General features: G+C 65.6%; 27 protein-coding genes and 1 tRNA gene. 6 read left to right on the top strand and 22 right to left on the bottom strand.

The window, feature by feature from the left end; all coding sequences use genetic code 11:
* Window positions 1-185: 185 nt before the first annotated feature.
* The 10 genes from yacG to PKA57_RS07795 form a co-directional block, all read right to left on the bottom strand.
* The gene (yacG, locus tag PKA57_RS07840; RefSeq protein ID WP_324299240.1) at window positions 186-422 is read right to left on the bottom strand and encodes a DNA gyrase inhibitor YacG; all 237 of its coding nucleotides are present in this window, start codon (window positions 420-422) and stop codon (window positions 186-188) included.
* Window positions 419-1,942: an Rne/Rng family ribonuclease gene (locus tag PKA57_RS07835; protein WP_324299238.1), complete on the bottom strand. Its 1,524-nt coding sequence runs from the start codon at window positions 1,940-1,942 to the stop codon at window positions 419-421. Before PKA57_RS07835 ends, yacG begins: the two co-directional genes overlap by 4 nt.
* An 87-nt stretch (window positions 1,943-2,029) precedes the next feature.
* Window positions 2,030-2,629: a nucleoside triphosphate pyrophosphatase gene (locus tag PKA57_RS07830; RefSeq protein WP_324299236.1), complete on the bottom strand. Its 600-nt coding sequence runs from the start codon at window positions 2,627-2,629 to the stop codon at window positions 2,030-2,032.
* 51 nt (window positions 2,630-2,680) lie between these two features.
* On the bottom strand, window positions 2,681-2,899 hold the full coding sequence (gene infA, locus PKA57_RS07825) for a translation initiation factor IF-1 (protein WP_324299234.1): 219 nt from the start codon (window positions 2,897-2,899) through the stop codon (window positions 2,681-2,683).
* Between the two features lie 114 nt (window positions 2,900-3,013).
* Entirely contained in the window at window positions 3,014-3,484 is a 471-nt protein-coding gene (locus PKA57_RS07820) for a hypothetical protein (protein ID WP_324299232.1), read from the bottom strand.
* 5 nt (window positions 3,485-3,489) lie between these two features.
* Window positions 3,490-3,978, bottom strand: a complete 489-nt coding sequence (locus PKA57_RS07815; RefSeq protein WP_324299230.1) for a UPF0262 family protein — start codon at window positions 3,976-3,978, stop codon at window positions 3,490-3,492.
* 149 nt (window positions 3,979-4,127) lie between these two features.
* Window positions 4,128-5,420: a histidinol dehydrogenase gene (hisD, locus tag PKA57_RS07810; RefSeq protein ID WP_324299228.1), complete on the bottom strand. Its 1,293-nt coding sequence runs from the start codon at window positions 5,418-5,420 to the stop codon at window positions 4,128-4,130.
* Window positions 5,421-5,447: 27 nt separating this feature from the next.
* A complete protein-coding gene (locus PKA57_RS07805) occupies window positions 5,448-5,882 on the bottom strand; it encodes a DUF2948 family protein (RefSeq protein ID WP_324299226.1) in 435 nt (144 codons plus the stop codon).
* Window positions 5,883-5,931: 49 nt separating this feature from the next.
* The gene (gene murA, locus PKA57_RS07800) at window positions 5,932-7,206 is read right to left on the bottom strand and encodes a UDP-N-acetylglucosamine 1-carboxyvinyltransferase (protein WP_324299224.1); all 1,275 of its coding nucleotides are present in this window, start codon (window positions 7,204-7,206) and stop codon (window positions 5,932-5,934) included.
* Window positions 7,207-7,317: 111 nt separating this feature from the next.
* Complete coding sequence (locus tag PKA57_RS07795) at window positions 7,318-7,512, bottom strand: hypothetical protein (RefSeq protein ID WP_324299222.1); 195 nt, start codon at window positions 7,510-7,512, stop codon at window positions 7,318-7,320.
* A gap of 156 nt (window positions 7,513-7,668) precedes the next feature.
* On the opposite strand from PKA57_RS07795, the gene PKA57_RS07790 reads away from it, so the two are divergent.
* Window positions 7,669-7,743 (top strand) — tRNA-Thr (locus tag PKA57_RS07790).
* 37 nt (window positions 7,744-7,780) lie between these two features.
* Here the strand turns inward: PKA57_RS07790 and PKA57_RS07785 are convergent.
* Window positions 7,781-8,971 (bottom strand): serine hydrolase domain-containing protein, encoded by a 1,191-nt coding sequence (locus tag PKA57_RS07785; RefSeq protein WP_324299220.1) that lies wholly within the window; start codon window positions 8,969-8,971, stop codon window positions 7,781-7,783.
* 62 nt (window positions 8,972-9,033) lie between these two features.
* Window positions 9,034-9,363, bottom strand: a complete 330-nt coding sequence (locus PKA57_RS07780) for a hypothetical protein (protein ID WP_324299218.1) — start codon at window positions 9,361-9,363, stop codon at window positions 9,034-9,036.
* Window positions 9,364-9,579: 216 nt separating this feature from the next.
* Between PKA57_RS07780 and PKA57_RS07775 the strand changes: the two genes are divergently transcribed.
* A complete protein-coding gene (locus PKA57_RS07775) occupies window positions 9,580-10,344 on the top strand; it encodes an RNA methyltransferase (RefSeq protein WP_324299216.1) in 765 nt (254 codons plus the stop codon).
* Here PKA57_RS07775 and PKA57_RS07770 read toward each other — a convergent pair.
* On the bottom strand, window positions 10,326-11,765 hold the full coding sequence (locus PKA57_RS07770; protein WP_324299214.1) for a deoxyribodipyrimidine photo-lyase: 1,440 nt from the start codon (window positions 11,763-11,765) through the stop codon (window positions 10,326-10,328). The two genes, PKA57_RS07775 and PKA57_RS07770, sit on opposite strands and share 19 nt — an antisense overlap.
* A 71-nt stretch (window positions 11,766-11,836) precedes the next feature.
* Window positions 11,837-12,715, bottom strand: coding sequence for a TIGR00730 family Rossman fold protein (locus tag PKA57_RS07765; protein WP_324299212.1), 879 nt, complete (start codon window positions 12,713-12,715; stop codon window positions 11,837-11,839).
* A gap of 104 nt (window positions 12,716-12,819) precedes the next feature.
* On the opposite strand from PKA57_RS07765, the gene PKA57_RS07760 reads away from it, so the two are divergent.
* Together PKA57_RS07760 and PKA57_RS07755 are read left to right on the top strand one after the other, a co-directional pair.
* On the top strand, window positions 12,820-13,593 hold the full coding sequence (locus tag PKA57_RS07760; protein ID WP_324299210.1) for an IclR family transcriptional regulator: 774 nt from the start codon (window positions 12,820-12,822) through the stop codon (window positions 13,591-13,593).
* 185 nt (window positions 13,594-13,778) lie between these two features.
* Window positions 13,779-14,891 carry a ferritin-like domain-containing protein gene (locus PKA57_RS07755; RefSeq protein ID WP_324299208.1) on the top strand — a complete coding sequence of 371 codons (1,113 nt, stop codon included), beginning with the start codon at window positions 13,779-13,781 and terminating at the stop codon, window positions 14,889-14,891.
* A 57-nt stretch (window positions 14,892-14,948) separates the two neighbouring features.
* Here the strand turns inward: PKA57_RS07755 and PKA57_RS07750 are convergent, their stop codons facing one another.
* From PKA57_RS07750 to PKA57_RS07740, 3 genes are read right to left on the bottom strand one after another with little or no spacing between them, the layout of a single operon-like run.
* On the bottom strand, window positions 14,949-15,719 hold the full coding sequence (locus PKA57_RS07750; RefSeq protein ID WP_324299206.1) for an ABC transporter ATP-binding protein: 771 nt from the start codon (window positions 15,717-15,719) through the stop codon (window positions 14,949-14,951).
* Window positions 15,719-16,717, bottom strand: coding sequence for an iron ABC transporter permease (locus tag PKA57_RS07745; RefSeq protein WP_324299204.1), 999 nt, complete (start codon window positions 16,715-16,717; stop codon window positions 15,719-15,721). Before PKA57_RS07745 ends, PKA57_RS07750 begins: the two co-directional genes overlap by 1 nt.
* Window positions 16,717-17,583: an ABC transporter substrate-binding protein gene (locus PKA57_RS07740; protein WP_324299202.1), complete on the bottom strand. Its 867-nt coding sequence runs from the start codon at window positions 17,581-17,583 to the stop codon at window positions 16,717-16,719. The genes PKA57_RS07745 and PKA57_RS07740 overlap by 1 nt, the downstream gene beginning before the upstream one ends.
* A gap of 156 nt (window positions 17,584-17,739) precedes the next feature.
* On the opposite strand from PKA57_RS07740, the gene PKA57_RS07735 reads away from it, so the two are divergent.
* The gene (locus PKA57_RS07735) at window positions 17,740-18,141 is read left to right on the top strand and encodes a PaaI family thioesterase (protein WP_324299200.1); all 402 of its coding nucleotides are present in this window, start codon (window positions 17,740-17,742) and stop codon (window positions 18,139-18,141) included.
* A gap of 7 nt (window positions 18,142-18,148) precedes the next feature.
* Here PKA57_RS07735 and PKA57_RS07730 read toward each other — a convergent pair whose 3' ends face one another.
* The 5 genes from PKA57_RS07730 to PKA57_RS07710 form a co-directional block, all read right to left on the bottom strand.
* A complete protein-coding gene (locus PKA57_RS07730; protein WP_324299198.1) occupies window positions 18,149-19,456 on the bottom strand; it encodes an MFS transporter in 1,308 nt (435 codons plus the stop codon).
* Window positions 19,457-19,549: 93 nt separating this feature from the next.
* Complete coding sequence (locus tag PKA57_RS07725) at window positions 19,550-20,515, bottom strand: hypothetical protein (RefSeq protein WP_324299196.1); 966 nt, start codon at window positions 20,513-20,515, stop codon at window positions 19,550-19,552.
* Between the two features lie 41 nt (window positions 20,516-20,556).
* On the bottom strand, window positions 20,557-20,985 hold the full coding sequence (locus PKA57_RS07720) for an EamA family transporter (protein WP_324299194.1): 429 nt from the start codon (window positions 20,983-20,985) through the stop codon (window positions 20,557-20,559).
* A gap of 175 nt (window positions 20,986-21,160) precedes the next feature.
* Complete coding sequence (locus PKA57_RS07715; RefSeq protein WP_324299192.1) at window positions 21,161-22,120, bottom strand: ribonucleotide-diphosphate reductase subunit beta; 960 nt, start codon at window positions 22,118-22,120, stop codon at window positions 21,161-21,163.
* Window positions 22,121-22,163: 43 nt separating this feature from the next.
* Complete coding sequence (locus PKA57_RS07710; protein WP_324299190.1) at window positions 22,164-24,155, bottom strand: ribonucleoside-diphosphate reductase subunit alpha; 1,992 nt, start codon at window positions 24,153-24,155, stop codon at window positions 22,164-22,166.
* A 405-nt stretch (window positions 24,156-24,560) separates the two neighbouring features.
* Here PKA57_RS07710 and pip point away from each other — a divergent pair.
* A partial coding sequence (gene pip / locus PKA57_RS07705) for a prolyl aminopeptidase (protein ID WP_324299188.1) occupies window positions 24,561-25,426 on the top strand: 866 nt, incomplete at its 3' end.

The raw sequence follows: 25,426 nt of genomic DNA, 5'->3' as shown, positions 1-25,426 counted from the left end.
AACCACCGACACTGCGATTTTCAGTCGCATGCTCTACCAACTGAGCTACCTGGGCGGCGCTCCGGCCGGGGCGAGCCCGGGCGGCGAGGCTCGCGGGTTATAAGAGATTGGCTGGGGTCTGTCCAGTGCCGAGGAAAGGCGCCGGGCGGGTTAAAAAACATTGGCGCCAGAGGGGCTTGGGACGCTCAATCCTGCTCGCCGTCGCCCCGCCCCGCGCCCTCGTCCCATTCGTCGGGCGGCTCGACGGCCGGGATGGCGTAAGCCCCCTTCAGCCAGCGATTGAGATCGACATCGGCGCAATGTTTCGAGCAGAAGGGGTGGAATTCCGGCACCGATTTCTTGCCGCAGATGGGGCACGGCCTCGAGGCACGCAGCGGCACCACCTTGCCGCCCGCCGCCTTCGCTCCGCCCTGCCCGCTCATGCCTGGACGGCCCCGACGTCAATGCGCTCGCGGCTGAAGACAGGCTCGGCCACGAGGCTCAGATTGACCGCGATCTTCGCGCGCAGCCTGTCGATGAGATAGGCGTTTCCGCGCTCAAGCCAGTCGATCACCTCGGGTGCTGCGCGCGCGACGATGGCGCGGCCGGGCGAGGCCTGCGCCTCGCTCGCCACCTTGCGCAGAAGCTCGTTCGCCACCGTCGCGCAGGTCTTGCGGCGCGGGCGGCCATTGGCATAGGCGGGCTCGGTAAGGAGCTTGTTCAGCGGCTCGCGCACGCGCTTGCGCGTCATTTCGACGAGGCCGAATTCCGACATGCCGGAAATCTGCGTCGGCACGCGGTCATGCGCGAAATTGGAGTTGAGCGCGTCGAGAACCTTCTGGATGTTCGCCGGATCGTTCAGGTGAATGAAGTCGATGACGATGAGCCCGCCTGTACCGCGCAGGCGGAGCTGATAGGCGATCTCGTCCACGGCTTCGAGGTTGATCTTGACGCTCGTCTCCTCGAGCCCCGTCGCGGCCGTATAGCGGCCCGAATTGACGTCGATCGCGGTCAGCGCCTCGGTCGTCTCGACCGTGATCCAGCCGCCCGATTTCAGCTCCACGCGCGGCTCCAGCGCCTGCTCGATCTCGCCCTCTATGTCATAGAGAGAGAAGAGCGGCCCCGGTCCGTTGAAAAGCTGGATGCGGTCGATGAGTTCGGGCATCACGCGGCGCGCATAGCGCTGCGCCTCGCCAAAGGCTTCCGCATCGTCGATGAGCACGCGGCCGGTCTCGGTGCTGACATAGTCGCGCAGCGTCTTCGACACGGGATCGAGATCGTGGAAGACGACGCAGGGCGGGCTCGAGCGCTTTTCGATCTCACGCAGCTTGCGCCATTCCTCGGCGAGCATGCGCGCATCGGCGGCGATGTCATCGACGGTGGCGCCGATTGCCGCCGTGCGCACGATGAAGCCCGCAGGCTCGCCCGTGACGCCCATCGAGCCGAAGCGGGCGACCATCTCCTCCACCAGCGCCGTCAGCCGGGCGCGCTCGTCCTCGTCCTCGATGCGGCGCGACAGCGCGACGCCCGACTGGTTCGGAACCAGCACGAGAAGACGGCCGGGAATGGTGACATTGGCCGAAAGCCGCGCGCCCTTGTCGCCGATCGGGTCTTTCGTCGCCTGAACGAGGATCGTCTGCCCCTCGGTCACGCAGGCGCTGATCGGCGGCAATATGCCTTCGTCGAGATGGGTCAGCTCGCACAGGCAGCGCGCCTCGCGCGCGCCGAGAAATCCCGCCCGCTCGAGGCCGATATCGACAAAGGCCGCCTGCATGCCGGGCAGCACGCGCTGGACGCGGCCGAGAAAGATGTTCCCGAGAAGCGAATGTCCCGCGCGCCCCGTCTTGGCCTTGAGGTCGTCCTCCATGGTGCGCTCGAGAATGAGCTCCACGGGGCGTCCGCTCTCGACGATCGCTACGCGCGTCTCGCCGGGCCCAACATTGATCAGCACTTCCTCGGACATGCAATCCCTTGCGACCGCCGGCGCTTTCTTCGGACGCGCCGGATCAATCAAGCTCTCATTCGACCGGCGGCTACTCTAACACTCTTGTCAGCGGCCTGGGTAGAGAGCGGGGGCGGCGCCGGAAAGGAGGGACGCCGTCTCGAAGAGGGGCAGGCCCACCACGCCCGAATAGGAACCGGTCAGCGCGCGGACGAAGGCGGCTGCCCTGCCCTGAACGGCATATCCCCCGGCCTTGCCGCGCCACTCGCCCGAGGCGAGATAGGCTTCGATCTCGGCGGAGGAAAGGCGCTTGAACGTCACCCGCGTCTCGCTCACCCGCTCGGCCTGCCGCCCGTCGGGATGGACGAGCACAACCGCCGTATAGACACGGTGAGCCCGGCCGGACAGGAGCGCGAGGCAGCGCGCCGCCTCCGCCTCGCTCTCGGCCTTGGGGAGAATGCGCCGCCCGCAGGCGACGACCGTATCGGCAGCCAGCACCAGCGCGCCGGGCTCGCGGCCCGCCACGGCCTCCGCCTTTTCGCGCGCCAGGCGCCGGGCATGGGCGCGCGGCAGCTCGTCCCGCGCCGGCGTCTCGTCGAGATCGGCAGCGGCCACGGCATCGGGCACGACGCCGATCTGCTCCAGAAGGGCGAGACGGCGCGGGGATGCGCTTGCGAGGATGAGGCGGGGCTTTGCTGGAGAGGTCATCTCGGACGGCGCCAGGGGCACGCGCTCACGCGGAGAAACCCCGCCATGCGCTTATTTGAAGCGATAGGTGATCCGGCCCTTGGTGAGATCGTAGGGCGTCATTTCAACAAGCACCTTGTCGCCCGCGAGCACGCGGATGCGGTTCTTGCGCATCTTGCCGGCGGTGTGGGCGATGACTTCGTGATCGTTCTCGAGTTTGACGCGAAACGTCGCGTTCGGAAGCAACTCCGTCACGACGCCCGGAAACTCAAGCAGCTCTTCCTTGGACATTCAAATTCCTTCGAGATTTGGCCGGGAGAATGAGCACAAAGCCAGCCAAAATCAAGAGGGAGAGGCGACTTTTGGCCCGCCAAATGCGCGCAAACCCTTGATTTAGCGCGAAATTCAGCGCTCCGCGCCACCTGTCCGGGCCTTTTCGCCGCCCGCGAAGCGGTCCGAGATCATCCGCCGCAGCTCCTCGCGGAGCTGGCGATAGGCGTGGAGCTTCTGCTCGCGGCTCCCCCGCTCGCCCGCGGCGAAGGGATCGATGGTCGGCCAGAACTCGATTTCGACCGCCTCTCCCCGCAGCTCGGCGGAGATGCGCTCGCGCGCCTCCTCGGTCAGACAGATGACGAGGTCGAAGGAGCCGATGCCGATATCCTCCACGCTCATCGGCCTGTCGGCGGCCATGTCGACGCCGATCTCGTTCAGAACCTCAAGCACGAAGGGATCACGCTCGGTGGGCGCGAGCCCTGCCGAATCGACATAGATCCGCTTGCCGCAGATCGACTTCATCAGCGCCTCGGCCATGGGCGAGCGCACCGAATTCAGATTGCAGACGAAGAGCACGGAACCCGGCTGCGTCCTGGAACTCATAGGGCTCAACCTTTGATGTGCAGCACGCATATCAGCGTGAAGAGCCGCCGCGCCGTGTCGAAGTCGATATCGACCTTGCCGTCGAGGCGGGACTTCAGAAGCTGCGATCCTTCATTGTGAAGGCCGCGCCGGCCCATATCGATCGCCTCGATCTGCGCGGGCGCCGCCGTCTTGATCGCGTCGTAGTAGCTCTCGCAGATCAGGAAGTAATCCTTGATGATCTTGCGGAATGGCGTCAGCGACAGCATGACCTTGCCGTGCGGCGTTTCCTTGTCGAGACGGATGTCGAAGACGAGCCGGTTTTCCTCGATGGCGAGATGGAGGACATAGGGCCCGCCGGGGCTGCCGACAGGCGCGAAGCTGTTTTCCTCCAGCAGATCGAAGATGGCGACCTTGCGTTCGTGCTCGACATCGGGACTGCGGCGCACGACCGTCCGTTCGTCGAGCACAAGCTCGGCGATTCTGAAGGTCGATCTGTCTCGCGAACTGTCCATGCCCTCGTCTGTGGCTCTCTTGCAGGCGCTCGTCACTTTAAGCCGATTTGACGGACCGAAGCGAGCGGGACGGCCGGATTGCCCGGCCCTGCCCCGCATCGAGATGAAGGATTTCGGCGTCCGGCCGAATGACCCGATGGCGGGCGGGCCTATTTATTGAGCCGGATCGACACCGATCTGCCATGAGCATCGAGCCCCTCGGCTTTCGCGAGCGCCACGGCCGCGGGCCCGATGGCGGCAAGGGAAGCCGGATCGCAGCGCACGATCGAGGTGCGTTTCATGAAATCGAGCACGTTGAGGCCCGAGGAGAAACGCGCGCTGCGCGCCGTCGGCAGGACGTGATTCGATCCCGCCACATAGTCGCCCACGGCCTCGGGCGTGTAGCGGCCGAGAAAGATCGCGCCGGCATTGGAAACCTGCGCGGCGAAAGGCTCGGGATCGGCGAGCGCCACTTCCAGATGCTCCGGCGCGAGACGGTCGACAAGCGGCACCGCATCGGCAAGCGTCTTCACGACGATCACGGCGCCGAAATCGGTCCAGCTCTTTCGCGCCGTCGCCTCGCGGGGAAGCTCCCTCAACTGCGCCTCGACCGCCTCTTCAACGCGCGAGGCAAAATCAGCGTCGTCCGTGATGAGGATCGACTGCGAGCTCTCGTCATGCTCGGCCTGCGAAAGAAGATCGGCCGCAATCCAGCCCGGATTGTTCTCGCCATCGGCGACGACGAGAATTTCGGAAGGCCCCGCGATCATGTCGATGCCGACCAGACCGAAGACCTGCCGCTTGGCGGCGGCGACATAGGCATTGCCCGGACCGACGATCTTGTCCACGGGCCTGATCGTCGCCGTGCCATAGGCGAGCGCCGCCACGGCCTGCGCGCCGCCGACGCGATAGACCTCGTCGACGCCTGCGAGCCGCGCCGCCGCGAGCACGAGCGGGTTGACCTTGCCGTCCGGCGTCGGAACGACCATGACAACGCGCTTCACGCCGGCAACCTTCGCGGGCACCGCATTCATGAGCACGGAGCTTGGATAGTTCGCCGTGCCGCCCGGCACATAAAGGCCGACGGCGCCGACCGGCGTCCAGCGATGGCCAAGCTCCACGCCCTCGGCATCAGTGTAGCGGCCGTCTTCGGGCTTCTGGCGCGCGTGATAGGCCTCGATGCGCGCCTTCGCCATGCGAAGCGCCTCGAGAGTCTCTCCGTCGCAGGCGCCGAGCGCGGCGTCGAGCTCGGCATCCGCGATCCGCAGCGTCGCTGGCGTCAGCGCCATGTGGTCGAAGCGTTTCGTCAGCTCAATGACCGCCTCGTCGCCGCGGGCGCGGACATCCGCGATGATCTTCGCCACGGCATCGTTGACGTCGACCGACGCTTCGCGCTTGGCGCCGAGGAGCGTTTCAAAGGCCCGGGAAAAATCCGGCGCCGAAGCATCTAGTCGAATGGCCATGGCTCAAGGTCTCTCAACCGGAAAAAGTCAGTCGGCATCATGTGTGGGAAGGTTGCCCGTCTCCCAGACGAGGCCGAGATCCGAGAGATGCACATCGAGAGCCTCGACTTCAAGCCTGATCTCGCCGCCGCCCGAGAAGGAAAGGGTCACGATGCCGGAAGGCGCATCGACTTCCTCGAAGCCGATGGCGAGCAGATTGAGCACGCCTTCAGGCCTTCCCTGCGCAATGTTGCGGGCGCGGGCCTTCAGCACATTCTCGAAATGCAGGCCGGCGCGGGAGCGCTCATGGGTCTTGCCGCGCCGCCCCTCCGCCTCCCAGCGGAAGCGGTTGACCACCATGGCGAAGCGGCGCGCCTGCGGCAGGAAGACGAGATCGCGCACCTGCGTCACCGCATCCTGCAGGCAGGCGGAGATGACTTCGAGATCGACCTTGTCTTCCGCGCTGAGGCGCAACCCGCTCATATCGGCCCGACACTCCCTTCAGGATGCCCCAGTTTCAGGACGTCTTGTTTCAGGATGCCTTGGCGCGCCAGATTTCGGCGCCACAGGCACAGAGTTTCTGCTCGATCCGCTCGAAACCGCGATCGAGATGATAGACGCGATTGATCGCCGTTTCGCCCTCCGCCGCGAGGCCCGCGATGACGAGCGCGGCGGAGGCGCGCAGATCGCTCGCCATGACGGGCGCGGCCTTCAGCTTCTCGACGCCGCGCACCAGCGCCTTGTCACCGTGAAGCGAGATGTCCGCGCCGAAACGCGCCAGCTCCTGCACATGCATGAAACGATTTTCAAAGATCGTCTCGGTGATTTCGGATTCGCCCGCCGCAGTCGTCATCAGCGCCATGAACTGCGCCTGCAGATCGGTTGGAAAGCCCGGATAGACCTGCGTCACCGCATTCGTCGCCTGAAGACGCTCGCCATTGCGGAAGATGCGCACCTCGCCCTGCCGCGCATCGACGCCGACACCGGCCGCGCGCAGCAGCGACAGCGCCGCCTCGAAAATCTCCGGCTCGACGCCCGCAAGCGTGACATCGCCGCCTGTCATGGCGGCCGCGATCGCATAGGTTCCCGCCTCGATACGGTCGGAAATCACGCGGTGCGTGGCACCGTGGAGGCGCTCGACGCCCTCGATCCTCAGGGTCGAAGTGCCGATGCCCTGGATCCTCGCGCCCATGGCGACGAGGCAGTTGGCGAGATCCGCCACCTCGGGTTCGCGCGCGGCGTTCTCGATGATCGTTTCGCCATCGGCGAGGGTCGCCGCCATCATCAGTGTATGGGTGACGCCGACCGAAACGATGGGCAGGCGGATGATGGCGCCCTTCAAGCCCTCCGGCGCATTGGCGAGGACGTAACCGTCCACGAGGTCGATCTCGGCGCCCATCTTCTGCAGGCCCTTGATGTAGAGATCGACGGGCCGCGCGCCGATGGCGCAGCCGCCCGGCAGCGACACCTTGGCCGTTCGGCAGCGGGCGACCAGCGGGCCCAGCACCCAGAAGCTCGCGCGGAACTGGGAGACGATCTCATAGGGCGCCGTGGTCGAGCGGATGGTCGCGGTGCGAATCGTCAGCGCGTCGCCATGCGGCCCCGTTACCCGCTCGATCTCGCTGCCGAGCACGCCAAGCAGCCGTATCAGCGAGCGCACATCGGTGAGCTGCGGCACATTGGTGAGGGTCAGCGCCTCGTCGGTCAGAAGCGCCGCCGTCATCAGCGGGAGCGCGGCATTTTTCGCGCCGCTGATCTGGATCGCCCCTTTGAGCGGGCGGGCGCCGCGAATGTGGATCGTGTCCATGATGGGGTCCGGTGAGCGGAAGCCCGAAGGCTCATGCGCTCCGGGTGTTCCCCGTTTTATAGGGGCGGAGGCCCGAAGAGTCACGCCGCTCCGGCCGCAAAGAGCGAGAAATCACTCAGCCTCGGGGGATGTTTTCGGATCCTGCCCGGGGGCCGATTCGGTGGAGCGGCTCTTGGCCTGCGCCTTGCGCTTGCGCAGATTCGCCCTCAGCGCTTCAGCAAGCCGCGCCTCGCGCGCCTGCTGGGCGCGGGCCGGACCCTGGCCTGGCTGGCGGCGGCCCTGATTGTCGTGCGGCTTGTCTCTCATGGCGCTGGCCCTGAACCTCGGAAGCTGGCAATAACGCGCATATGGGCCGAATGGAAAGGGCTCGTCAACTTTGCCGTTCCATGCTTGCGCGGGGTGGCACCCTGTGGCACTTTCCGCCCGCTCGCGTCGCCCGCCGGCGCGAGGCCGCAATGTGATGCTGTTGTAGCTCAGTGGTAGAGCACTCCCTTGGTAAGGGAGAGGTCGAGAGTTCAATCCTCTCCAACAGCACCATGCCTTACCCCCGGCAGCCTCAGCCTTTCTCTTCCGGTCAGCCCTTCCCCTCCAGTCCGAGATAGATCGCCTCGATCAGCGCCCTGTTGCGGGGGTTCTGCCAGCGCGGGCCCATGTCGTTCGTGACATAGGCGAAGGCGACGGCCGCCTCCGGATCGCAGAAGCCGAGCGAGCCGCCCGCGCCGAAATGGCCGAAGGCTCCCGCATTGGGGCCCAACGTGCGCTCGGGCTGGGGAAGCTGGAAGCCGAGGCCGAAGCGCGAGACGCGCTCGAGAATGCGGTCGGGCCCGTAGGAATGTTCGGTCACGGCTTCGCGGAGAAGCGACGGGGCGATGACCTCGACCCCGTCGATCGCGCCGCCATTGGCGAGCGCTGAATAGATGCGGGCGACGCCCCGCGCCGTGCCGTGCCCATTGGTCGAGGGGATTTCCGCGCTCCGCCACGCGGCACTGTTGATCCAGCCCGCGCCTGAAATGCCCGGCGGGTTCCAATAGGTGTTCCACTTCATCAGCACATCGTCGCTCATGACGCCTTCGGGCGCGGGCGGGTTCACCTCCGGCCAGAGAAATTCGGCGGCGCGTCCGTGCTCCGCCACGGGAAGGCCGATATAGGCATCCGCGCCGAGCGGGCCTGCGATCTCGTCGCGGAGCAGCGTGCCCAGCGTCACACCCATCCGCCTGCGGATGATCTCGCCGAGAAGATAGCCGAACGTATTAACGTGATAGCCATGAGCCGTGCCGGGCTCCCACCAGGGCGCCTGCGCTTCGAGCGCGCGGATCATGAGCGGCCAGTCGAGCATCGCGCCATCGGGAAGCGCGGCGCGAATGGCGGGAAGGCCCGCGCGATGCGAAAGCGCATGCCGGAGCGTGATCGCCTCCTTGCCGCAGGCGGCGAATTCGGGCCAGGCGCGCGCCAGCGGTTCATCGAGATCGGCAAGTCCCTTCTCGACGAGTTTCAACGCGCAGAGCGCGGAGAGCGCCTTGCCGATGGAAAAGAAATTCACCAGCGTCTCACGCTGCCAGGGCGCCGAGCGCGCGCGGTCGCGCCAGCCGCCCCAGAGATCGGCGACAACGCGGCCGCCAACAATGAGCGCGATGGCGGCTCCCGGCTCGCCACGCAGCGTGAAATTCTCGACGAAGGCGCGGCGCACAGGCGCGAAGGCTTCCTCGCAGAAGCCGCCCACCGGTAATGGCCGCCCTTCGACTTCCTCACTCACCAGACCGGACATGAATCCCCCTCTCGGTTGGGCGAAGTGTCGCCGGGACAAGAAGGGGATGCAAGCAAGCCCGGTCAGCGAATCGGTATCACCACATTGAGCGAGGGTGCGCCGTAATAAACGGGCGGCGGAGGCGGCGCGTAATAGACGGGCGGCGGCGCATAGACGACAGGCGGCGGCGGATAGGCATAGCCCGGCGCCCAATAGACATAACCGCGCGGCCCCCAATAGTGGCGTTCCCAGCCGCGATGATAGCCGCGATCCCAGTGAGCCTTGTGGCGAGGGGGATCGGCCAGCGCCGGACCTGCCGCAAGGCCCGTCGTCAGGGCCGAGGCCGCCAGCGCGGCGAGCAGGAGCTTCCTCATGCGCGAGGAGGCCCGTCTCTCAATTCCGATCGTCTTCATTTCTCACGTCCTTTTTCCCGCCCTTTCCGGCAGGTGCGGCCGGCGAAGCTCGCCCGAAGCCGCGTAGAAATTCCAAACATTACCGATCAGACAGGCTAGATATGCTTCGCGTCAAAAAAGCGGCATAAATGGGAGCGCCGCGGGCCAATTAAGGCAGAGCCGGTCGTGCCGTCCCGACTGAACACCCCAACCGAATACCGAAGAAATCGAACACATATGAGCAGCGGTTACTGGCGCGTCATCGAAAGTTCCCAGAATCCTCATGCGAAGAGATGGGAACAACTCGTCGAGAGTCGCGGCATCAGAAAGCATGGAGAGTTTCTGCTCGCCGGGCGCAAGGCGGTGCCGGAAGCCCTGGCGCGCCATCCGCAGCGCTTCCATGCCGTGATCGCCATCGACCCCGATCAGGTCGCAGGCCTGCCGCTGCCCGCCCATATCGAGAAGTTCCGTGTCTCGCGCGCGATCTTCGACGCGCTCGATCCATCAGGCACCGGCTTTCCGCTTCTCGTCGGCAAGACGCCCGAAATGCCCAAGGCCGATCTCGCCTCGCCGCCCCAAGGGCTCGAACTCGTTTGCGCGCTCGGCGATCCGAACAATCTCGGCGCCGCGCTTCGCAGCGCCGCGGCCTTCGGCGCCACGCGCATCGTGCTCATGGCGGAAGCGGCCCATCCTTTTCACCCCAAGGCGCTTCGCGCGGCGGCGAATGCGCAATTCGAACTCACGCTTCTGCGCGGGCCTTCATGGGCGGAGCTTGGCAACAGCGCCGGCCCCATTCTCGCGCTCGATGCGGAGGGTGAGGACATGGCGGGCTTCTCATGGCCGCGCGACATGCGGCTCGTGCTCGGCGAGGAAGGCCGGGGGATACCCGAAACGCTGAAGGTCCGTCGTCTCGCCATTCCGATGACAGGCGCGGTCGAATCGCTCAACGCGACGGTCGCGGCGAGCCTCGCGCTCTATTCGCACTATCTCGCGACGCGCTGATCTCGGCACCGCTTCAGCGCCTCATAAGCGGCGAGCGCGCGGGTGCGCGCGGCGGCGTGGTCCACCATCGGCAGGGGATAGGTCTTGCCGAGCACGATGCCCGCCTCGTCGAGCACGGCCTTCGGCGCTTCCCATGGCCTGTGTATGAAACGGCGGTCGAGCCCGGCGAGTTCCGGCACATGGCGGCGCACATAGGCGCCCTCTGCGTCGAACTTCTCGCCCTGCGTCACCGGATTGAAGATGCGGAAGAAGGGCGATGCGTCGGCGCCCGACCCCGCCACCCACTGCCAGTTGGCGCGATTGCTGGCGAGATCGGCATCGACAAGCGTGTCCTCGAACCAGCCCGCCCCCTCGCGCCAGTCGATCATCAGATCCTTCACGAGAAAGGAGGCGACAATCATGCGCACACGATTATGCATGAAACCCGTCCGCCAGAGTTCGCGCATGCCCGCATCGACGATCGGATAGCCGGTGCGCCCGCGCGCCCAGGCATCGAAGCCCTGCCGGTCCCCCCGCCACGGGAAAGCATCGAAGGCCGGCTTCCAGGCGCGCGAGGCAATTTCCGGCCAATGGAATAGAAGATGAGCACAGAATTCCCGCCAGCCGAGTTCGCGCAGGAACGAGCCGACGCCCGCCGATGCGGAAGGCTCCGCATGGGCGAAAGCGGCGGAAGACGCCCAGATCCGGCGCGGTGATATTTCGCCCCAATGGAGGTGCGGCGAGAGGCACGATGTCGCCTCGATGGCGGGAAAGTCGCGCTGATCGTCATAACGCGCGGCGAGGCACTCGAGAAAGGCGACGAGGCGCGTTTGCGCGCTCGCCTCGCCGGGCTGCCATGAGGCGCGAAGCCCTGCTGCCCAGTCAGGCCGTGAGGGCCTGAGTTGCCAGGCGACGAGATCATCCGACGCGACGGTATGAGCCCCGCGCAGCGAAGTCGGCGCCGGGGCCGGCGCATCGAACGGTGCCCGCGCCGAGAGCGCCCGCCAGAAGGGCGTGAAAACCTTGTAGGGTTCGCCCGCGCCGGTCTTCATCTCCCAGGGCTCAATGAGAAGCGCTCCATTGAAGCTCCGCGTCTCGATGCCGCGCGCGGCGAGCGCCGACTTCACCTGGCTGTCCCGCGCGATGATTTCAGGCTCGTAGCAGCGGTTCCAGAAAACGGCGCGGGCGCCCGTTTCATCGACAAGCGCGTTCAGAACGTCGAGAGGCCGGCCCCGCCGCAGGACGAGCGGCGCGCCGAGCCGCGCGAGATCGCGCCCAAGCGCCTCGAGGCTCCCATGCAGCCACCAGCGCGACGCGCCCCCGATCGCCATGTCCGGATCGAGAATAAAGACGGGCAGAACCTCACCGCGCTGAGCGGCGGCAACGAGGGCGGGATTGTCTGCAAGGCGCAGATCCTGACGGAACCAGACGATGGCGGACATGACATTCGATATTTGTGAAGTGGTCCCGGCAATGTCTTACGCAATGCAAAATCCGGTGGATCATCAGCCGCTCAGAGCGGCTGATGGCCGGGGGCCGGCGGGGCGCTCGCAGTCTTTTCGAAAGTTGAGATGATGTGCCATGCCTCCTCGGCGCTCTCGACGAAGCGGAAGATGTCGAGATCCGAAGGGGAGATCACGCCCTCCTCCACCATGGCCTCGAAATTGATGATGCGCCGCCAGTATTCCTCGCCGAAAAGAAGAATGGGCATGGGTGCAATCTTGCCGGTCTGGACGAGGGTCAGCGTCTCGAAGAGCTCGTCCAGCGTGCCATAGCCGCCGGGAAAGACGACGAGCGCTTTCGTCCGCATCAGGAGATGCATCTTGCGAAGCGCGAAATAGTGGAACTGGAAGGCAAGCTCCGGGGTGATGTAGGGATTGGGCACCTGCTCGTGCGGCAGGCTGATATTGAGCCCCACCGAAACGCGGCCCGCGTCGGAGGCGCCGCGATTGGCCGCCTCCATGATACCCGGTCCGCCGCCCGTCATGATGACATAGTCGCGCCACTCGGGCGTCTGCGCGGCTTCGGAGACGATCCGGCCGAAACGCTGCGCCTCCTCGTAATAGCGGCAGCGTTCGCGCTGGTTCCGGCGCGCCTGCGCCTCGCGCCGTAGCTCCGCATTGTCCGGATCGGCGGCCAGCGCCGCCTCGGCCTCGTCGCAATGGCATTCGGCATCCTCTGGCGAGGGCACGCGCGCGCTGCCGAAAACGACGATGGTCGAACGGATATTGTGATCCTGAAGCACAAGCTCCGGCTTCAGCAGTTCGAGTTGAAGACGAACGGGGCGAAGCTCGTCACGCAGGAGAAAATCGGGATCGTCGAAAGCCGGCCGGAAGGAGGGAGAGCGCGTCTGCGCGGTTTCGACGGCCGGGGGATGGGGCTTCTCGTTCATGTCGTCCTTCTCGGTTCCGTGCGCGCCGGGCCCGGCGCAAGGCTCATTCTACCCCAGTTTCCAGCCCACTCGCGGGCCCGCGCCGGGGCTGATAAGACTCCCTCATGGCTCAGTATGCAAACAGCTCACTCGACAAGGCGCTGGCGCTGATCGAACGGCTTTCGCGCGAACGCAGGCCCATGAGCCTCGCGGAGATCGCGCGCGCCGAGGGCATGCACCGCTCGACCGCGTTCGGGCATCTCGCCGTGCTGGTGCGGCATGGCTATGTCCGCAAGGATGCGGAGGATGGACGCTATACGCTCGGCCACAAGATTTTCCGCGTCGCCGACCGGGTGACGCTGCTCGCCACGCTCTCCCATGCGGCGCGGGGCCTCGTCCTGCGCGCCAGTTCCGCCATTGGCGAGGAGGTCTATCTGGCGTGGCTCGACGGCACGCAGGCGCTGGCGATCGACCCGGCGCGGGGCATCGACCTCGGGGGCGACGCCCTCACCAGACTGCCGCGCATGGACGCGCATGCCTGCGGCGCGGGGCAGGTGCTGCTCGCCTATCGCGAGCGCGCCTTCGTGCAATCGCTCTATCGCGACCGCCCGCCAGCGCCGCTGACCCCCAGGACGCCGCGAAGCCTGCGGGCGATCTTCGACCTTTCGGAGCGCATCCTCGCCGAAGGCTATCGCTACGAGCAGGGCGAATTCGACGCGACGACGGCAAGCCTCGCCGTGCCGCTCTTTTCCAATCCCGGCCTTTCGCGCTTCGCGCTCGCGGTCACGGCGCCCTCGAACCGGCTGACGGCCGCGCGGGCCGCGGAAATCCTGCCCCACCTCCTCGCCCTTGCGAGCGAGGTCGGGCGGCAGATGCGCGACCCCGAAGACGCGGGCTGACAAGGGCCACCCGCCATTGTCTTTCGCAGTTGCGAACGTTTCCTATTTTCAAACAAAAACACGAATCGGGTTTGGCCCTCCCCCCTTGTGACGCAGAGTCACAGTCAGCCGGTGCGGGCTCGCGCCGGATGGAGGAGTTTGGCCGCTCGCCCCAGAAATGCGCGGCCATTGGAGAGGACAGAACCTTGAGCAACGACATCACCAAAGATGCCGCTTACGACGCCGTCGCCCCTGACGACTTCCCGGCGATGATGGACGTCGATCGCTATGGCCGGCGTTCGACGGCCTTCGACAAGATCATTTCAGCGACCCATGACCATTTCTGGGATCCGCTCGACAAGAAATACATCGACTACGACCAGCCCTTCGACCTCGACACGACGCCGATCATGCCGCTCGACCAGGTGCTCGAGCTGCATACGCCGATCGCCGACCGGCTGACCGAGCAGCAGAAGATCCAGTTCGCGAACGACACGACGCGCTGGTCGCTCTCCTCGATCCTGCATGGCGAGGCCGGCGCGCTCGCGCTCTCGGCGAGCCTTTGCCACATCCTGAAGGATCCGGGCGCGCAGGAATATGCCGCGAACCAGACGCGCGAAGAGGCGCGCCATGTGACCGGCTTCTCGAAATATATCGAGACGCGCTGGGGCAAGCCCTACCCGGTCGGCCCGACGCTCGGCAACCTGCTCACCGAAATGGTGCTGGCGCCGGAAGTCTACAAGAAGATCGTCGGCATGCAGATGCTGGTCGAGGGCCTCGCCATGGGCGCCTTCGCCTCGCTCTACACCCATTCGAACGATCCGCTGCTGCGCCATCTCTGCCAGCTCGTGATGACGGACGAAGCCTTCCATCACAAGTTCGGCAAGATCTGGGCCGACCGCACGGTACCCCACCTCAATGAGGAAGAGCGCAATCGCATCGAGGATTGGGCCGCGACCTGCTTCCAGACGCTGCTCTTCAACCTCGGCAGCCCCGAGCAGAAGAAGCACATCTACGCCAAGTACGGCCTCGACTGGCAGGAAGTGCAGGAAATCATCCTCAAGACGCGCACCGATGACGACCGCCGCAAGGCCATGTCGAGCAGCACCAATATCTTCCGTGTGCTGATCAAGACGCTGCTCAAGGGCGGCATCATCACGGAGCGCACCCGCGCCTTCTATGCGATCTATGTCGACATGGAAGAGCTGAAGGGCGAGGGCGACGAAATGGTCGGAGATGCGATCGCCGAAAAGGGCATCGAATATCTCAAGGCCGTCAATTTCGGCCAGAAGGTCGGGAACTACGTGGCGGCGGAATAAGCCTGCCCATCGAGAACAAACTTCGAGCCCTCCCGTCCGAGCGACGGGAGGGCTTTTTCATTCCACCCGCCTCAGCGGAAGAATGTGGAACCCCTGCCCCTCGCCGCCGATCAGCGCCTCGATGCGATAGACCGAGCGGAGATTTTCAGGCGTCAGCACATCGCCCGGCGCGCCATCGGCGCGGATCAGCCCGTCATCGAGCAGGATGAGCCGGTCGCAATAACGCGCGGCAAGCGAAAGATCGTGCAGCACGGCAATGACCGTTCGCCCCTGCGCGACATAGGCGCGGAGCACTTCCATCACGCCGAGCTGGTGATAGGGATCGAGCGCCGCCACGGGCTCGTCGACGAGCAGGAGCGGCGCCTCGACGCCGAGCGCGCGGGCAAGCAGCACGCGGGCGCGCTCGCCGCCAGAAAGCGTCAGCACGTCGCGGTGGCGGAACCTCTTCACATCGGCGAGCGACATGGCGCGTTCGATAGCGGCCACATCCTCGGGGCCCGGCCCACGGAAGGGCTCGAGATGCGGCAGGCGGCCGAGCGCCACGAGACGCTCGACCGAAAGCGGCCAATGGCTCTCCGCCCCTTGCGCGAGATAGGCGATCCGCTTCGCGCGGACGCGCGGCTCGAGTTCCGCGACCGGGCTGCCGTCGATCTCGATCCGGCCATCGAAGGAAATGAGATTGGCGATGGCGCGAACGAGCGTGGTCTTGCCGGCGCCGTTGGGCCCCACGAGGCCGATGAAGCCCGGCGCATCGGCGGCAAGAGAGACGCCGTGCAGAACATGCGAGCCTCCAAGCGCCGCCCGCAGATTTTCCACCGTGAGCTTCATCAGGGCGCCTCCCGCCGGGTGCGCAGGATGAGCCAGAGGAAGAAGGGCGCGCCGAGAAGCGATGTGACGACGCCGAGCTTGGGTTCGGGGCCTGAAAGCGGAAGGCGCACCACGAGGTCGGCGGCGAGCGTCAGCGCCGCGCCGCCCAGCGCGCTCGGCCAGAGGAGCCGCCCCGGCTCGTGGCCCACCAGCGGGCGGAGGAGATGCGGCACGACGAGGCCGACAAAGCCGATGACGCCCGTGACCGACACGGCGGCACCCACCGCAAGGCCGGTGCCGATGACGACGCGCGCCTTGATCGACGCCTGATCGAAGCCGAGCGTCGCGGCCGTATCCTCGCCGAGCGTCAGCGCATCGAGACCGCGCGCCGCCGTGGCGACGAGAAGCACGCCGAGCGCCATGAAAGGCGCGGCGAAACGCACCTGATCCATGCTCCGGTCGGTGAGCGAGCCGAGAAGCCAGAAGATGATCTCGTAAACCGCATAGGGGGAGGCTGCGAGGCTCAGCGCGAGCGAGGTGAGCGCCGAGGTGAAGGCGGAGATGGCGACGCCGGCAAGGATGATCGTGACGATCGAGGGATCGCGCCCCGCCAGCAGATAAAGGACGCCGAGGCTTGCAAGCCCGCCCGCCACGCCGCCAAAAGGCACAAGCAGGCCCGCACCCGCCGCGAAGCCGAAATAGAAGACGAGCACGGCGCCCAGCGCCGCGCCGCTCGATGCGCCGATGAGGCCGGGCTCGGCGAGCGGGTTTCGCAACAGGCCCTGAAGCGCCGCGCCTGTGAGGCCGAGCGTCGCGCCGACGAGAAGGCCGAGCAGCGCGCGCGGCAGGCGCACTTCCTCAAGGATGAGCCAGGCGAGTTCGCGGTCGATCGCGTCGATCGCCCGAAGCCTGCCGAACAGCAATTCGCCGCCCCTGCCGACAAAAACCGAGGCGATGAAGAGAAGCGCGACGAGCGCGGCGAGCGCGAGGCTGACGGTGAGGAACGGGCGCGCGCGCATCAGTTGACCCTCGCGGCGGCAAATTCGTCGCGGGCGGCGGCGAGCCTGTCGGCGATTTCGGTGACGAAGGGCGTGCCGCAGGTCCAGAGCTTTGCGGGCAGCTCCACCGTGCGGGCGAAGCGCGTCGTATAATCGCGCAGCGCGGGGTGGACGAGCAGTTCATGCGCAAGCGACGGCTCATGCGCGCGATAGACGCCGACGGCCACGAAATCCGGCCGCAGCCCGATCAGCTCCTCGATCGACAGATTGATGAAGCCGCCGCCGGAACTCGCCTTCACGACATTCTCGAAGCCCGCATGATCGAGCAGCGCACCGAGAATGGTGCCGGACGCCGCCGCGCCGCCGAGATCCTGATAGATGACGGCGCGAACGGGAGGCCGCGGCGGCATGCGCGCGGAGCGGGCGAGCGAGGCATCGAAGCGCGCGATCCAGGCTTCCCCGCGCTCGGGATGGCCGAGAGCGGCGGCGACGGCGCGCACATTGTCGCGAATATCCTCGAAATCCGCCGCGTCCTTCACCTGCACAACCGGCACATGGGCGCGCTCGAGCATGGCGAGGGTGAAGGGCGAGGTATAGCGATGCGCGAGCACGAGATCGGGATTGAGCGAGAGGATCTCCTCCGCCGTCGCATTGTTGAGCGGCAGGCGCCTTGCGAGATCGGCAACGGGCGAATCCTCCGGGTCGGCGGTCACGCGGAAGACGGATTTGACGGTGCCCGGATCGGCAAGCTCGAGCGCCAGCATGTCGGAGCAGAGATTGATCGACACGACGCGCCGGGGCGCGGCCTCCCCGGCCCGCGCGCCCGCACAGGGAGCAGCCGCGAGGATCGCCGACAGCAGGATGAGAAGACCGGCGAGGCGCTTCATCTTTCCGCTCTTGCCATTCCATGCGGGGCGGGTGAAATGGACGCCCCTCGGGAGAGGGGATTTGTGGGAGGGCTGGAGACACATGGTCAAGCATTATCACGGCCGGAGCGCGGGCTCCATGCGCGGACGATCCAGCGCTGACGGGAGGGCCGGAGGATGACGGAGCCGCTTCAGACCTGGCAGGACTTTCTCGACATTTCGCCCTTTCAGCGCTGGCTCGGCCTCAAGGTCGAGGAAGCGGGCGAAGGCCGGCTGGTCATCGGCCTCGAATGGCGGGAGGAATTCGTTTCCAACCCGAACAGCAAGTCGATGCATGGCGGCATTCTTGCCTCGCTTATCGACCTTGGCGGGCTCTATGCGATCCTGACGACAAGGTCGATGGCGACCGCGACGGTCGATCTGCGCGTCGATTACCACCGGCCGGCGACGGGCGGCGCCATTCGCGCCACCTCGCGCGTCATCAAGCTCGGCTCGAAAGTCTCCTCCGCCGAAACCGAAATCACGGGCGCGGACGGCAAACTCCTTGCCTCCGGGCGCGGCGTCTATCTGATGGGCTGAGCGTCCCTCAGTCCGAGGGCGCCGCGACGGGCGCCTTGCGCGTGAGCCGGAGCCGCATGATGAGCGTCAACGCGCCTGCCGCCACGAGCGCCGCCGCCAGCGCCAGCATGCCGGCCGAATAGCTCTCCGTCGTCTCCTTCACCCAGCCGACGGCATAGGGCCCGACGAAGCCGCCGAGATTGCCCACCGAATTGATGAGCGCGATGCCGCCCGCCGCCGCCGTGCCGCCGAGAAAGGTCGGCGGCAGCGCCCAGAAGGGCACGATGGAGACATAGACGGCGATGGCGGCAAGGCCGAGCGACAGGATGGTGAGGAGGGGCGACGCGAAGTACGCGCCGCCGACGAAGCCCGCCGCGCCGAGGAAGGCCGCGATCGAGGTGTGCCAGATGCGCTCCTGCCTGCGATCGCTCGATGCGCCCCAGAGCGGCATGGCGATGGCCGCGACCGCATAGACCGCCGCGACGATCCAGCCGACGGCGACATTGCCGAAGCCCATGCCCTTCACCATCTGCGGCAACCAGAGGCTGATGCCGTAAAGGCCGATGACGAGGCCGAAATAGATGAGGCTCATGACGATGACGCGGGCGTCCTTGAGCGCCGGCCAGAGCGCATGGCGCGCATCGGCTTGCGCGTTCGCTCGGTCGCGGGCGAGGCAATCGGCAATGACGCGCTTTTCCTCCGCGCTCAGCCAGCGCGCCCTTGCCGGCCCGTCCGGCAGGAGCCAGAGCACGGCGATGCCGAGAAGGAGGGCGGGCGCCGCCTCGATGAGGAACATCCATTGCCAGCCCTTGAGGCCCAAATGGCCGTCGAAGCCCAGCAGATAGGCCGATACCGGCGCGCCGATGACGCTTGCGAGCGGAATGGCGATGAAATAGGTGCCATAGAGCCGCGCGCGCAGCTCGGCCGGAAACCAGTAGGTGAGATAGAGGATCATGCCGGGAGCAAAGCCCGCCTCCGCCGCGCCGAGCAGGAAGCGCAGCACATAGAAGCTCGTCTCGCTGCCGACGAAAGCCATGGCGCCGGAAATGACGCCCCAGGTGAGCATGATGCGGCAGATCCAGATGCGCGCGCCCACCTTTTCGATGACGATGTTGCTCGGCACCTCGAAGATGAAATAGCCGATGAAGAAGATGCCGACGCCCCAGCCGAAGACGGTGGGCGAGAAACCCAGATCGGCATTCATGGTGAGCGCCGCGAAGCCGACATTCACGCGGTCGAGAAAACTCACCATGTAAAGCACGATCATCAGCGGGATGATCCGCCTGCTCGCGCGCGCAAAGATGCGGCGCTCTTCAGCCGTCAGTACCGTGCTCATTTCCCCTCCCCCGGACCTTTCGGGCGTGACCTTAGGCGAGAGGGAGCAAGCTGGAAAGGTGCAAAGAAACCGGATGCGCGGAAAGGGGCTGACCTATTGCGGCAGTTTCTTCAGCCCCTGAGCGGCGGCCTTCGGCGCGCGCGCTTCGGTGAAGAGGCCCCAATAGGCTTCTTCCGGGTGCGACCCCGCCACGGGGTTGAAGTCCTGCGTCCGCCAGGGCGCATCGAAGGCGGCGAAATAGGAGAAGGCGCGCGCGCGCGACGGCTTCATCTGCGCTTCGAGAGCGCGCCAGAAGGCCGCCTGCTTCGCCTCGCTGAAGCCCATATCGGCGGGGCCGGTCGGCACGCCCGTCTCCTTGACGAGGATCGGGCCGCAATAGACGCCGCCGAGCTTCTCCGTCACCTTGACGACGAAGTCGGCCCAGTTTTCCGCGCCCGCCGTCTTGAACCAAGTCTCGAAAGCGGGATGGACGTTCACCAGCATGAAGTCGAGGCTCGAGCGCACATCGCCCGCATCGCCTTCGAGGAACTGCGCGAAAGGCTCCGTCACGGTGATCGGTAGTGTGGGCATGCGCTCGCGGGTGAGCTTCACATAGCGGGCAAGCTCGCCCCATGTGCCGCGCTTGCCGAACACGATCTCGTTGCCGAGCGAGAGGCCGACGACGAAATCGGGATAGCGCTTCGCCGCCGCCAGCGCGTTGCGGATCTCCTCCGGGTCGCCGGGCGTCCAGATGCCGATCACGATGGCCTTGTAGCCAAGCTCGCGCGCTATGCCGGGGACAAGCTCGCCGCCGTCGCGCGCGGTATAGGTGACGAGCGCGTCGAACCAGGGCCTGAGCGCCATGAGATCGGCGCGGATGCTCTCCGCATCGGCGCGGGTCACATTTCCGTCGACCACCTTCAGCGATGTCGGCGTGTAGGTGACGAAGCGATGGCCCGCCATCGCGGCCTCGAGGCGCTGAAGCGCGGGCGCGGCCGCCTTGCGTGGCGCGCAGGGCTCCGCCGCAAGGGCAGAGCCAGCGAAAAGGCAGAGGGTCAGGACGGCGATGAGCTGGCGCATGGGGAAAGCCTATGACGGCGCGGGATGAAAGAACAGCGGGTTCAGAGCGCGACGAGAACGGCGCCGAGCGCGATCAGCCCGACGCCCGCCCAGCCCGTGAGGGTCAGCTTCTCGCCGAGGAAGATGGCGCCGAAAATGGCGACGAGCACCACCGAGAGCTTGTCGATGGGCGCGACCTGAGCCGCCTGTCCGATCTTCAGCGCACGGAAGTAGCAGAGCCACGAGCCGCCCGTGGCGAGCCCCGACAGAACGAGAAAGACCCATGTGCGGGTGGTGATCGCCTCCGGCCGTTTCAGCTCGCCCATCGCGGCGAGGATGAGCGCCAGCGTCAGCAGAATGACGAATGTGCGGATGAGCGTCGCGAGATCGGAATTGATGTCCTCGACGCCCAGCTTCGCGAAGATCGCCGTCAGCGCCGCGAAGCAGGCGGATAGGAAGGCCCAGAAAAGCCATGACGCAGCGAGGTTCATCGGCATCTCCGCTCAGAGGCGCTTCACCACCGCACGGTAGAAGATCAACGGAATGAAGACCATGACCAAGGGCGCGGAGAGCGAGGCCGGGGTCCTGAGCGGCGGGTTCGGAGCGGGTGGCCGCTGGATCCCGGGACAAGCCCGGGATGACGACTTCGAGAATGTTGCCCGCCCCTCAGTCGAAGGCATCCTCCCAGGTGCCGCGCGTCGAGGCCTTGGAATATTCCGTCGCGCGGTTCTCGAAGAAATTGGTGTGCTCGATGCCGTTCAGCATCTCGTCCATCCAGGGCAGCGGGTTCTTCTCGATCCGGTAGATCGACTGAAGACCGAGCTGAACGAGGCGGCGATCCGCGATCCAGCGGATGTAGCTCTTCACTTCCCCGGGCTCCAGACCCTCGACGCCGCCCATCTCGAAGGCGAGGTCGATGAAGGCGTCCTCGTGATGGATGATCGTCTCGCAGGCCTTGTAGATGTCGCGCTGAAGCTCATCCGTCCAGATTTCCGGGTTCTCCTCGACGAAGGTGCGGAAGAGCTTGACGATCGAGTTCGTGTGCAGCGTCTCGTCGCGCGCCGACCATGTGATGATCTGGCCCATGCCCTTCATCTTGTTGAAGCGCGGGAAGTTCATGAGGATGGCGAAGGAGGCGAAAAGCTGCACGCCCTCGGTGAAGGCGCCGAAGACGGCGAGCGTCTTGGCGACATCGGCCTTGGTCGCCACGCCCCATTCGCGCATGTAGTCGAACTTGGCCTTCATCTGCTGGTATTTGAGGAAGGCTTCGTACTCGGTCTCGGGCATGCCGATGGTGTCGAGCAGGTGCGAATAGGCGGAGATGTGCACCGTCTCCATGTTGGAGAAGGCGCTGAGCATCATCGCGACTTCAGTCGGCTTGAAGATGCCGGAATAGTGCTTCATGTAGCAGTTGTTCACTTCGACGTCGGCCTGAACGAAGAAGCGGAAAATCTGCGTGAGAAGATTGCGCTCGCCCGGCGTGAGCTTCTTCGCCCAGTCCTTCACATCGTCAGCGAGCGGAACTTCCTCCGGCAGCCAGTGGATGCGCTGCTGCGTCAGCCACGCATCATAGGCCCATGGATAGCGGAAGGGCTTGTAGACGAGACGTTCTTCGAGAAGGGACATCGGCCTTGCTCCCAATTCACCTGTTCGTCATGCCGGCCTTGCCTCACTGGCAGGCCAGGCATTCCTCATACTCGACCGCTTCGCGGCGGCCTTCGGCCGCAACCTGATCGAGCGTTTTCACTTCGAGATTCTTCGCGGGCACCAGCGAGACGATTTCGGCCTTCTCCGCGCGCTGGATCGACAGCGAACGGCAGTAATAGAGGCTCTTCACGCCCTTCTTCCACGCCTGAAGGTGGAGCTGGTGGAGTTCGCGCTTGTGCACGTCCGCCGGCAGGAAGAGATTGACCGACTGCGCCTGATCGATCAGCGGCGCGCGGTCGCCTGCATGCTCGACGACCCAGCGCTGATCGAGTTCGAAGGCGGTCTTGAAAACGTCCTTCTCGTCATCCGTAAGGAAGTCGAGATGCTGCACCGAGCCGCCATTGACGACGATGGACGACCAGGTGTCGTCGTCGTTGCGGCCCTTCTCCTCGAGGATCTTCGCCAGATGGCGGTTGCGCACGTTGAAGGAGCCGGAAAGCGTCTTGTGCGTGAACGAGTTCGCCGCGATGGGCTCGATGCCGGGCGAGGTGCCGCCGGTGATGATCGAGATCGAGGCCGTGGGCGCGATCGCCGTCTTGTTGGAGAAGCGCTCGTTGAAGCCATAATCGGCGGCGTCCGGGCAGGCGCCGCGCTCTTCGGCGAGCTTCTTGGAGGCGGCATCCGCCTGCGTCTTGATCTGCTGGAACATGCGCTTGTTCCAGACCTTCGCCATCACGCCCTCGAAGGGGATCATGTTGGCCTGAAGGAAGGAGTGGAAGCCCATGACGCCGAGGCCGACCGAGCGCTCGCGCGCGGCGGAATATTTCGCCCGCGCCATCTCGTCCGGCGCGCGCTCGATGAAATCCTGCAGCACATTGTCGAGGAAGCGCATCACGTCCTCGATGAGGGTCGGGTGATCCTGCCACTCGAAATAGGTCTCGAGATTGAGCGAGGAGAGGCAGCAGACGGCCGTGCGCTGCTGGCCGAGATGGTCGATGCCGGTCGGCAGCGTGATCTCGGCGCAGAGATTGGACGTCTTCACCTCGAGCCCCGCGAGCTTGTGGTGCTCGGGACGGGCGTTGTTCACCGTGTCCTTGAAGATGATGTAGGGCTCGCCCGTCTCGATGCGCGAGGTGAGCATGCGGATCCAGAGCGAACGCGCCGAAACCGTCTTCTGCACGGAGCGGTCCTTCGGGCTCTTCAGCTCCCAGTCCGCATCCGTCTCGACGGCGCGCATGAAGGCGTCGGAGACGAGGATGCCGTGATGGAGATTGAGCGCCTTGCGGTTCGGATCGCCGCCCGTCGGACGGCGGATCTCCATGAACTCCTCGACTTCCGGATGGTCGATCGGCAGATAGACCGCCGCCGAGCCGCGCCGCAGCGAGCCCTGGCTGATCGCGAGCGTCAGCGAATCCATCACGCGGATGAAGGGAATGATGCCCGAGGTCTTGCCATTGCCATGCACGGTTTCGCCGATGGACCGCAGATTGCCCCAATAGGAGCCGATGCCGCCGCCCTTGGCCGCGAGCCAGACATTCTCGTTCCAGAGGCCGACAATACCTTCCAGACTATCGGAGGCTTCATTGAGGAAGCAGGAGATGGGAAGGCCGCGCTGCGTGCCGCCATTGGAAAGCACGGGCGTCGCCGGCATGAACCAGAGCTTCGAGATGTAGTCATAGAGGCGCTGGGCATGCGCCGCGTCATCGGCATAGTAGGAAGCGACGCGCGCAAAGAGATCCTGAAAGGACTCGCCCGGCATGAGATAGCGGTCCGTCAGCGTCGCCTTGCCGAATTCGGTCAAGAGCGCGTCGCGGCCGTGATCGACCTTCACGCGATAGCCATGCGCGTGCTGCACAGCCTGATCCATCTCGCCGAAGGGCATTTCGGGTTCGAGAAGATCGGCACGCGGGCGGCGCGCCTCGGCCCGGCGCGGCGCGCGCTCGCCCGTGATGATCGCAGAAACGGTGGCCTCGACATCGCTCATATCGACCGTTTTCGACGTATCGTTCAGCATTTCGCCTGATCCCCTCTTTGGCCCCGTTGCGCCTCATCCGCCGCCACGAAAGAGCGCAAAACCTTCCGCCGGAGAGGCTTAAGCCTCGCCGCCCCTCTGCCCCGCCGGAACGAGACAGAATTCAATAATTTCGAGATTGCGCCGGCCCCTGCTTCATATCGCGTCGCCGAAGCCCGGCGCGTCCAGATATAGTAGCCGCGGTTTGATTCACGTCAACGACTTGTGGGGCGCGAGAATCAAAAAAGTGGTTAATAACCTTGCGTCCGCAAGGGGCGCGGCTTGCATCCGGCAGGATTTGGATGATTTATCAAGAGCTTGATTCAAGGCGCCGCAGACAGAGCGCTGCCTGCCGAAGCGTGGGCATGAAGCGCGACGTTAGCCCGCAGCGAAAGAACGAGGTGAACCATGTTCGATGAGGCCGCACGGCGCACGCTTTATCCCGAGATCGAGCCCTATCGCACGGGCACACTGAAAGTCTCGGCGCTGCATACGATCTATTTCGAGGAGTGCGGCAACCCCAACGGCAAGCCCGTCATCATCATTCATGGCGGGCCGGGCGGCGGTTCCAACCCGACGATGCGGCGCACGCATGATCCGCGCGCCTACCGGATCATCCTTTTCGATCAGCGCGGCTGCGGGCGCTCGACGCCGCACGCCGAACTGCGCGAGAACACGACCTGGGATCTCGTCGCCGACATTGAGCGGCTGCGCGAACATCTCAAGATCGAGCGCTGGCAGCTCTGCGGCGGCTCCTGGGGATCGACGCTGGCGCTTGCTTATGCGGAGACGCATCCCGAGCGCGTGACGGAGATCATCCTGCGCGGCATCTTCACACTGAGGAAGCGCGAGCTGCACTGGTTCTATCAGGAAGGAACGGATGCGATCTTCCCCGACGCATGGGAGCATTTCATCGCGCCCATTCCCGAGGAAGAGCGCGGCAATCTGATGGCGGCCTATTACAAGCGGCTCACCGGCGACGACGAGGCGGCGAAGATCGCCTGCGCGAAAGCCTGGAGCATCTGGGAGGGAACGACGCTCTCGCTTCTCTCCGATCCCGAGCGCGTCTCGCGCTTCTCCGACGGGCATTTCGCCCTCGCCTTCGCGCGGATCGAGTGCCACTACTTCATGAACAAGGGCTGGTTCGAGCCGCAGGACCAGCTCATCCTCAATGCCCACAGGCTCAAGGGCATTCCGGGCGTGATCGCGCAGGGGCGCTACGATGTGGTGACGCCGATGTTCACCGCCTGGGAGCTTGCGAAAGCCTGGCCCGA

The sequence above is a fragment of the Parvibaculum sp. genome (assembly GCF_035325945.1).
Lineage (GTDB): Bacteria > Pseudomonadota > Alphaproteobacteria > Parvibaculales > Parvibaculaceae > Parvibaculum.
This window is presented reverse-complemented; position numbering and strand designations above follow the sequence as displayed.

Bases quoted from the DNA above. Each gene is read 5' to 3' on its own strand.
- yacG (WP_324299240.1), bottom strand. From the start codon at position 422: ATGAGCGGGCAGGGCGGAGCGAAGGCGGCGGGCGGCAAGGTGGTGCCG.
- PKA57_RS07835 (WP_324299238.1), bottom strand. From the start codon at position 1,942: ATGTCCGAGGAAGTGCTGATCAATGTTGGGCCCGGCGAGACGCGCGTA.
- PKA57_RS07830 (WP_324299236.1), bottom strand. From the start codon at position 2,629: ATGACCTCTCCAGCAAAGCCCCGCCTCATCCTCGCAAGCGCATCCCCG.
- infA (WP_324299234.1), bottom strand. From the start codon at position 2,899: ATGTCCAAGGAAGAGCTGCTTGAGTTTCCGGGCGTCGTGACGGAGTTG.
- PKA57_RS07820 (WP_324299232.1), bottom strand. From the start codon at position 3,484: ATGAGTTCCAGGACGCAGCCGGGTTCCGTGCTCTTCGTCTGCAATCTG.
- PKA57_RS07815 (WP_324299230.1), bottom strand. From the start codon at position 3,978: ATGGACAGTTCGCGAGACAGATCGACCTTCAGAATCGCCGAGCTTGTG.
- hisD (WP_324299228.1), bottom strand. From the start codon at position 5,420: ATGGCCATTCGACTAGATGCTTCGGCGCCGGATTTTTCCCGGGCCTTT.
- PKA57_RS07805 (WP_324299226.1), bottom strand. From the start codon at position 5,882: ATGAGCGGGTTGCGCCTCAGCGCGGAAGACAAGGTCGATCTCGAAGTC.
- murA (WP_324299224.1), bottom strand. From the start codon at position 7,206: ATGGACACGATCCACATTCGCGGCGCCCGCCCGCTCAAAGGGGCGATC.
- PKA57_RS07795 (WP_324299222.1), bottom strand. From the start codon at position 7,512: ATGAGAGACAAGCCGCACGACAATCAGGGCCGCCGCCAGCCAGGCCAG.
- PKA57_RS07785 (WP_324299220.1), bottom strand. From the start codon at position 8,971: ATGTCCGGTCTGGTGAGTGAGGAAGTCGAAGGGCGGCCATTACCGGTG.
- PKA57_RS07780 (WP_324299218.1), bottom strand. From the start codon at position 9,363: ATGAAGACGATCGGAATTGAGAGACGGGCCTCCTCGCGCATGAGGAAG.
- PKA57_RS07775 (WP_324299216.1), top strand. From the start codon at position 9,580: ATGAGCAGCGGTTACTGGCGCGTCATCGAAAGTTCCCAGAATCCTCAT.
- PKA57_RS07770 (WP_324299214.1), bottom strand. From the start codon at position 11,765: ATGTCCGCCATCGTCTGGTTCCGTCAGGATCTGCGCCTTGCAGACAAT.
- PKA57_RS07765 (WP_324299212.1), bottom strand. From the start codon at position 12,715: ATGAACGAGAAGCCCCATCCCCCGGCCGTCGAAACCGCGCAGACGCGC.
- PKA57_RS07760 (WP_324299210.1), top strand. From the start codon at position 12,820: ATGGCTCAGTATGCAAACAGCTCACTCGACAAGGCGCTGGCGCTGATC.
- PKA57_RS07750 (WP_324299206.1), bottom strand. From the start codon at position 15,719: ATGAAGCTCACGGTGGAAAATCTGCGGGCGGCGCTTGGAGGCTCGCAT.
- PKA57_RS07745 (WP_324299204.1), bottom strand. From the start codon at position 16,717: ATGCGCGCGCGCCCGTTCCTCACCGTCAGCCTCGCGCTCGCCGCGCTC.
- PKA57_RS07740 (WP_324299202.1), bottom strand. From the start codon at position 17,583: ATGAAGCGCCTCGCCGGTCTTCTCATCCTGCTGTCGGCGATCCTCGCG.
- PKA57_RS07735 (WP_324299200.1), top strand. From the start codon at position 17,740: ATGACGGAGCCGCTTCAGACCTGGCAGGACTTTCTCGACATTTCGCCC.
- PKA57_RS07730 (WP_324299198.1), bottom strand. From the start codon at position 19,456: ATGAGCACGGTACTGACGGCTGAAGAGCGCCGCATCTTTGCGCGCGCG.
- PKA57_RS07725 (WP_324299196.1), bottom strand. From the start codon at position 20,515: ATGCGCCAGCTCATCGCCGTCCTGACCCTCTGCCTTTTCGCTGGCTCT.
- PKA57_RS07720 (WP_324299194.1), bottom strand. From the start codon at position 20,985: ATGAACCTCGCTGCGTCATGGCTTTTCTGGGCCTTCCTATCCGCCTGC.
- PKA57_RS07715 (WP_324299192.1), bottom strand. From the start codon at position 22,120: ATGTCCCTTCTCGAAGAACGTCTCGTCTACAAGCCCTTCCGCTATCCA.
- PKA57_RS07710 (WP_324299190.1), bottom strand. From the start codon at position 24,155: ATGCTGAACGATACGTCGAAAACGGTCGATATGAGCGATGTCGAGGCC.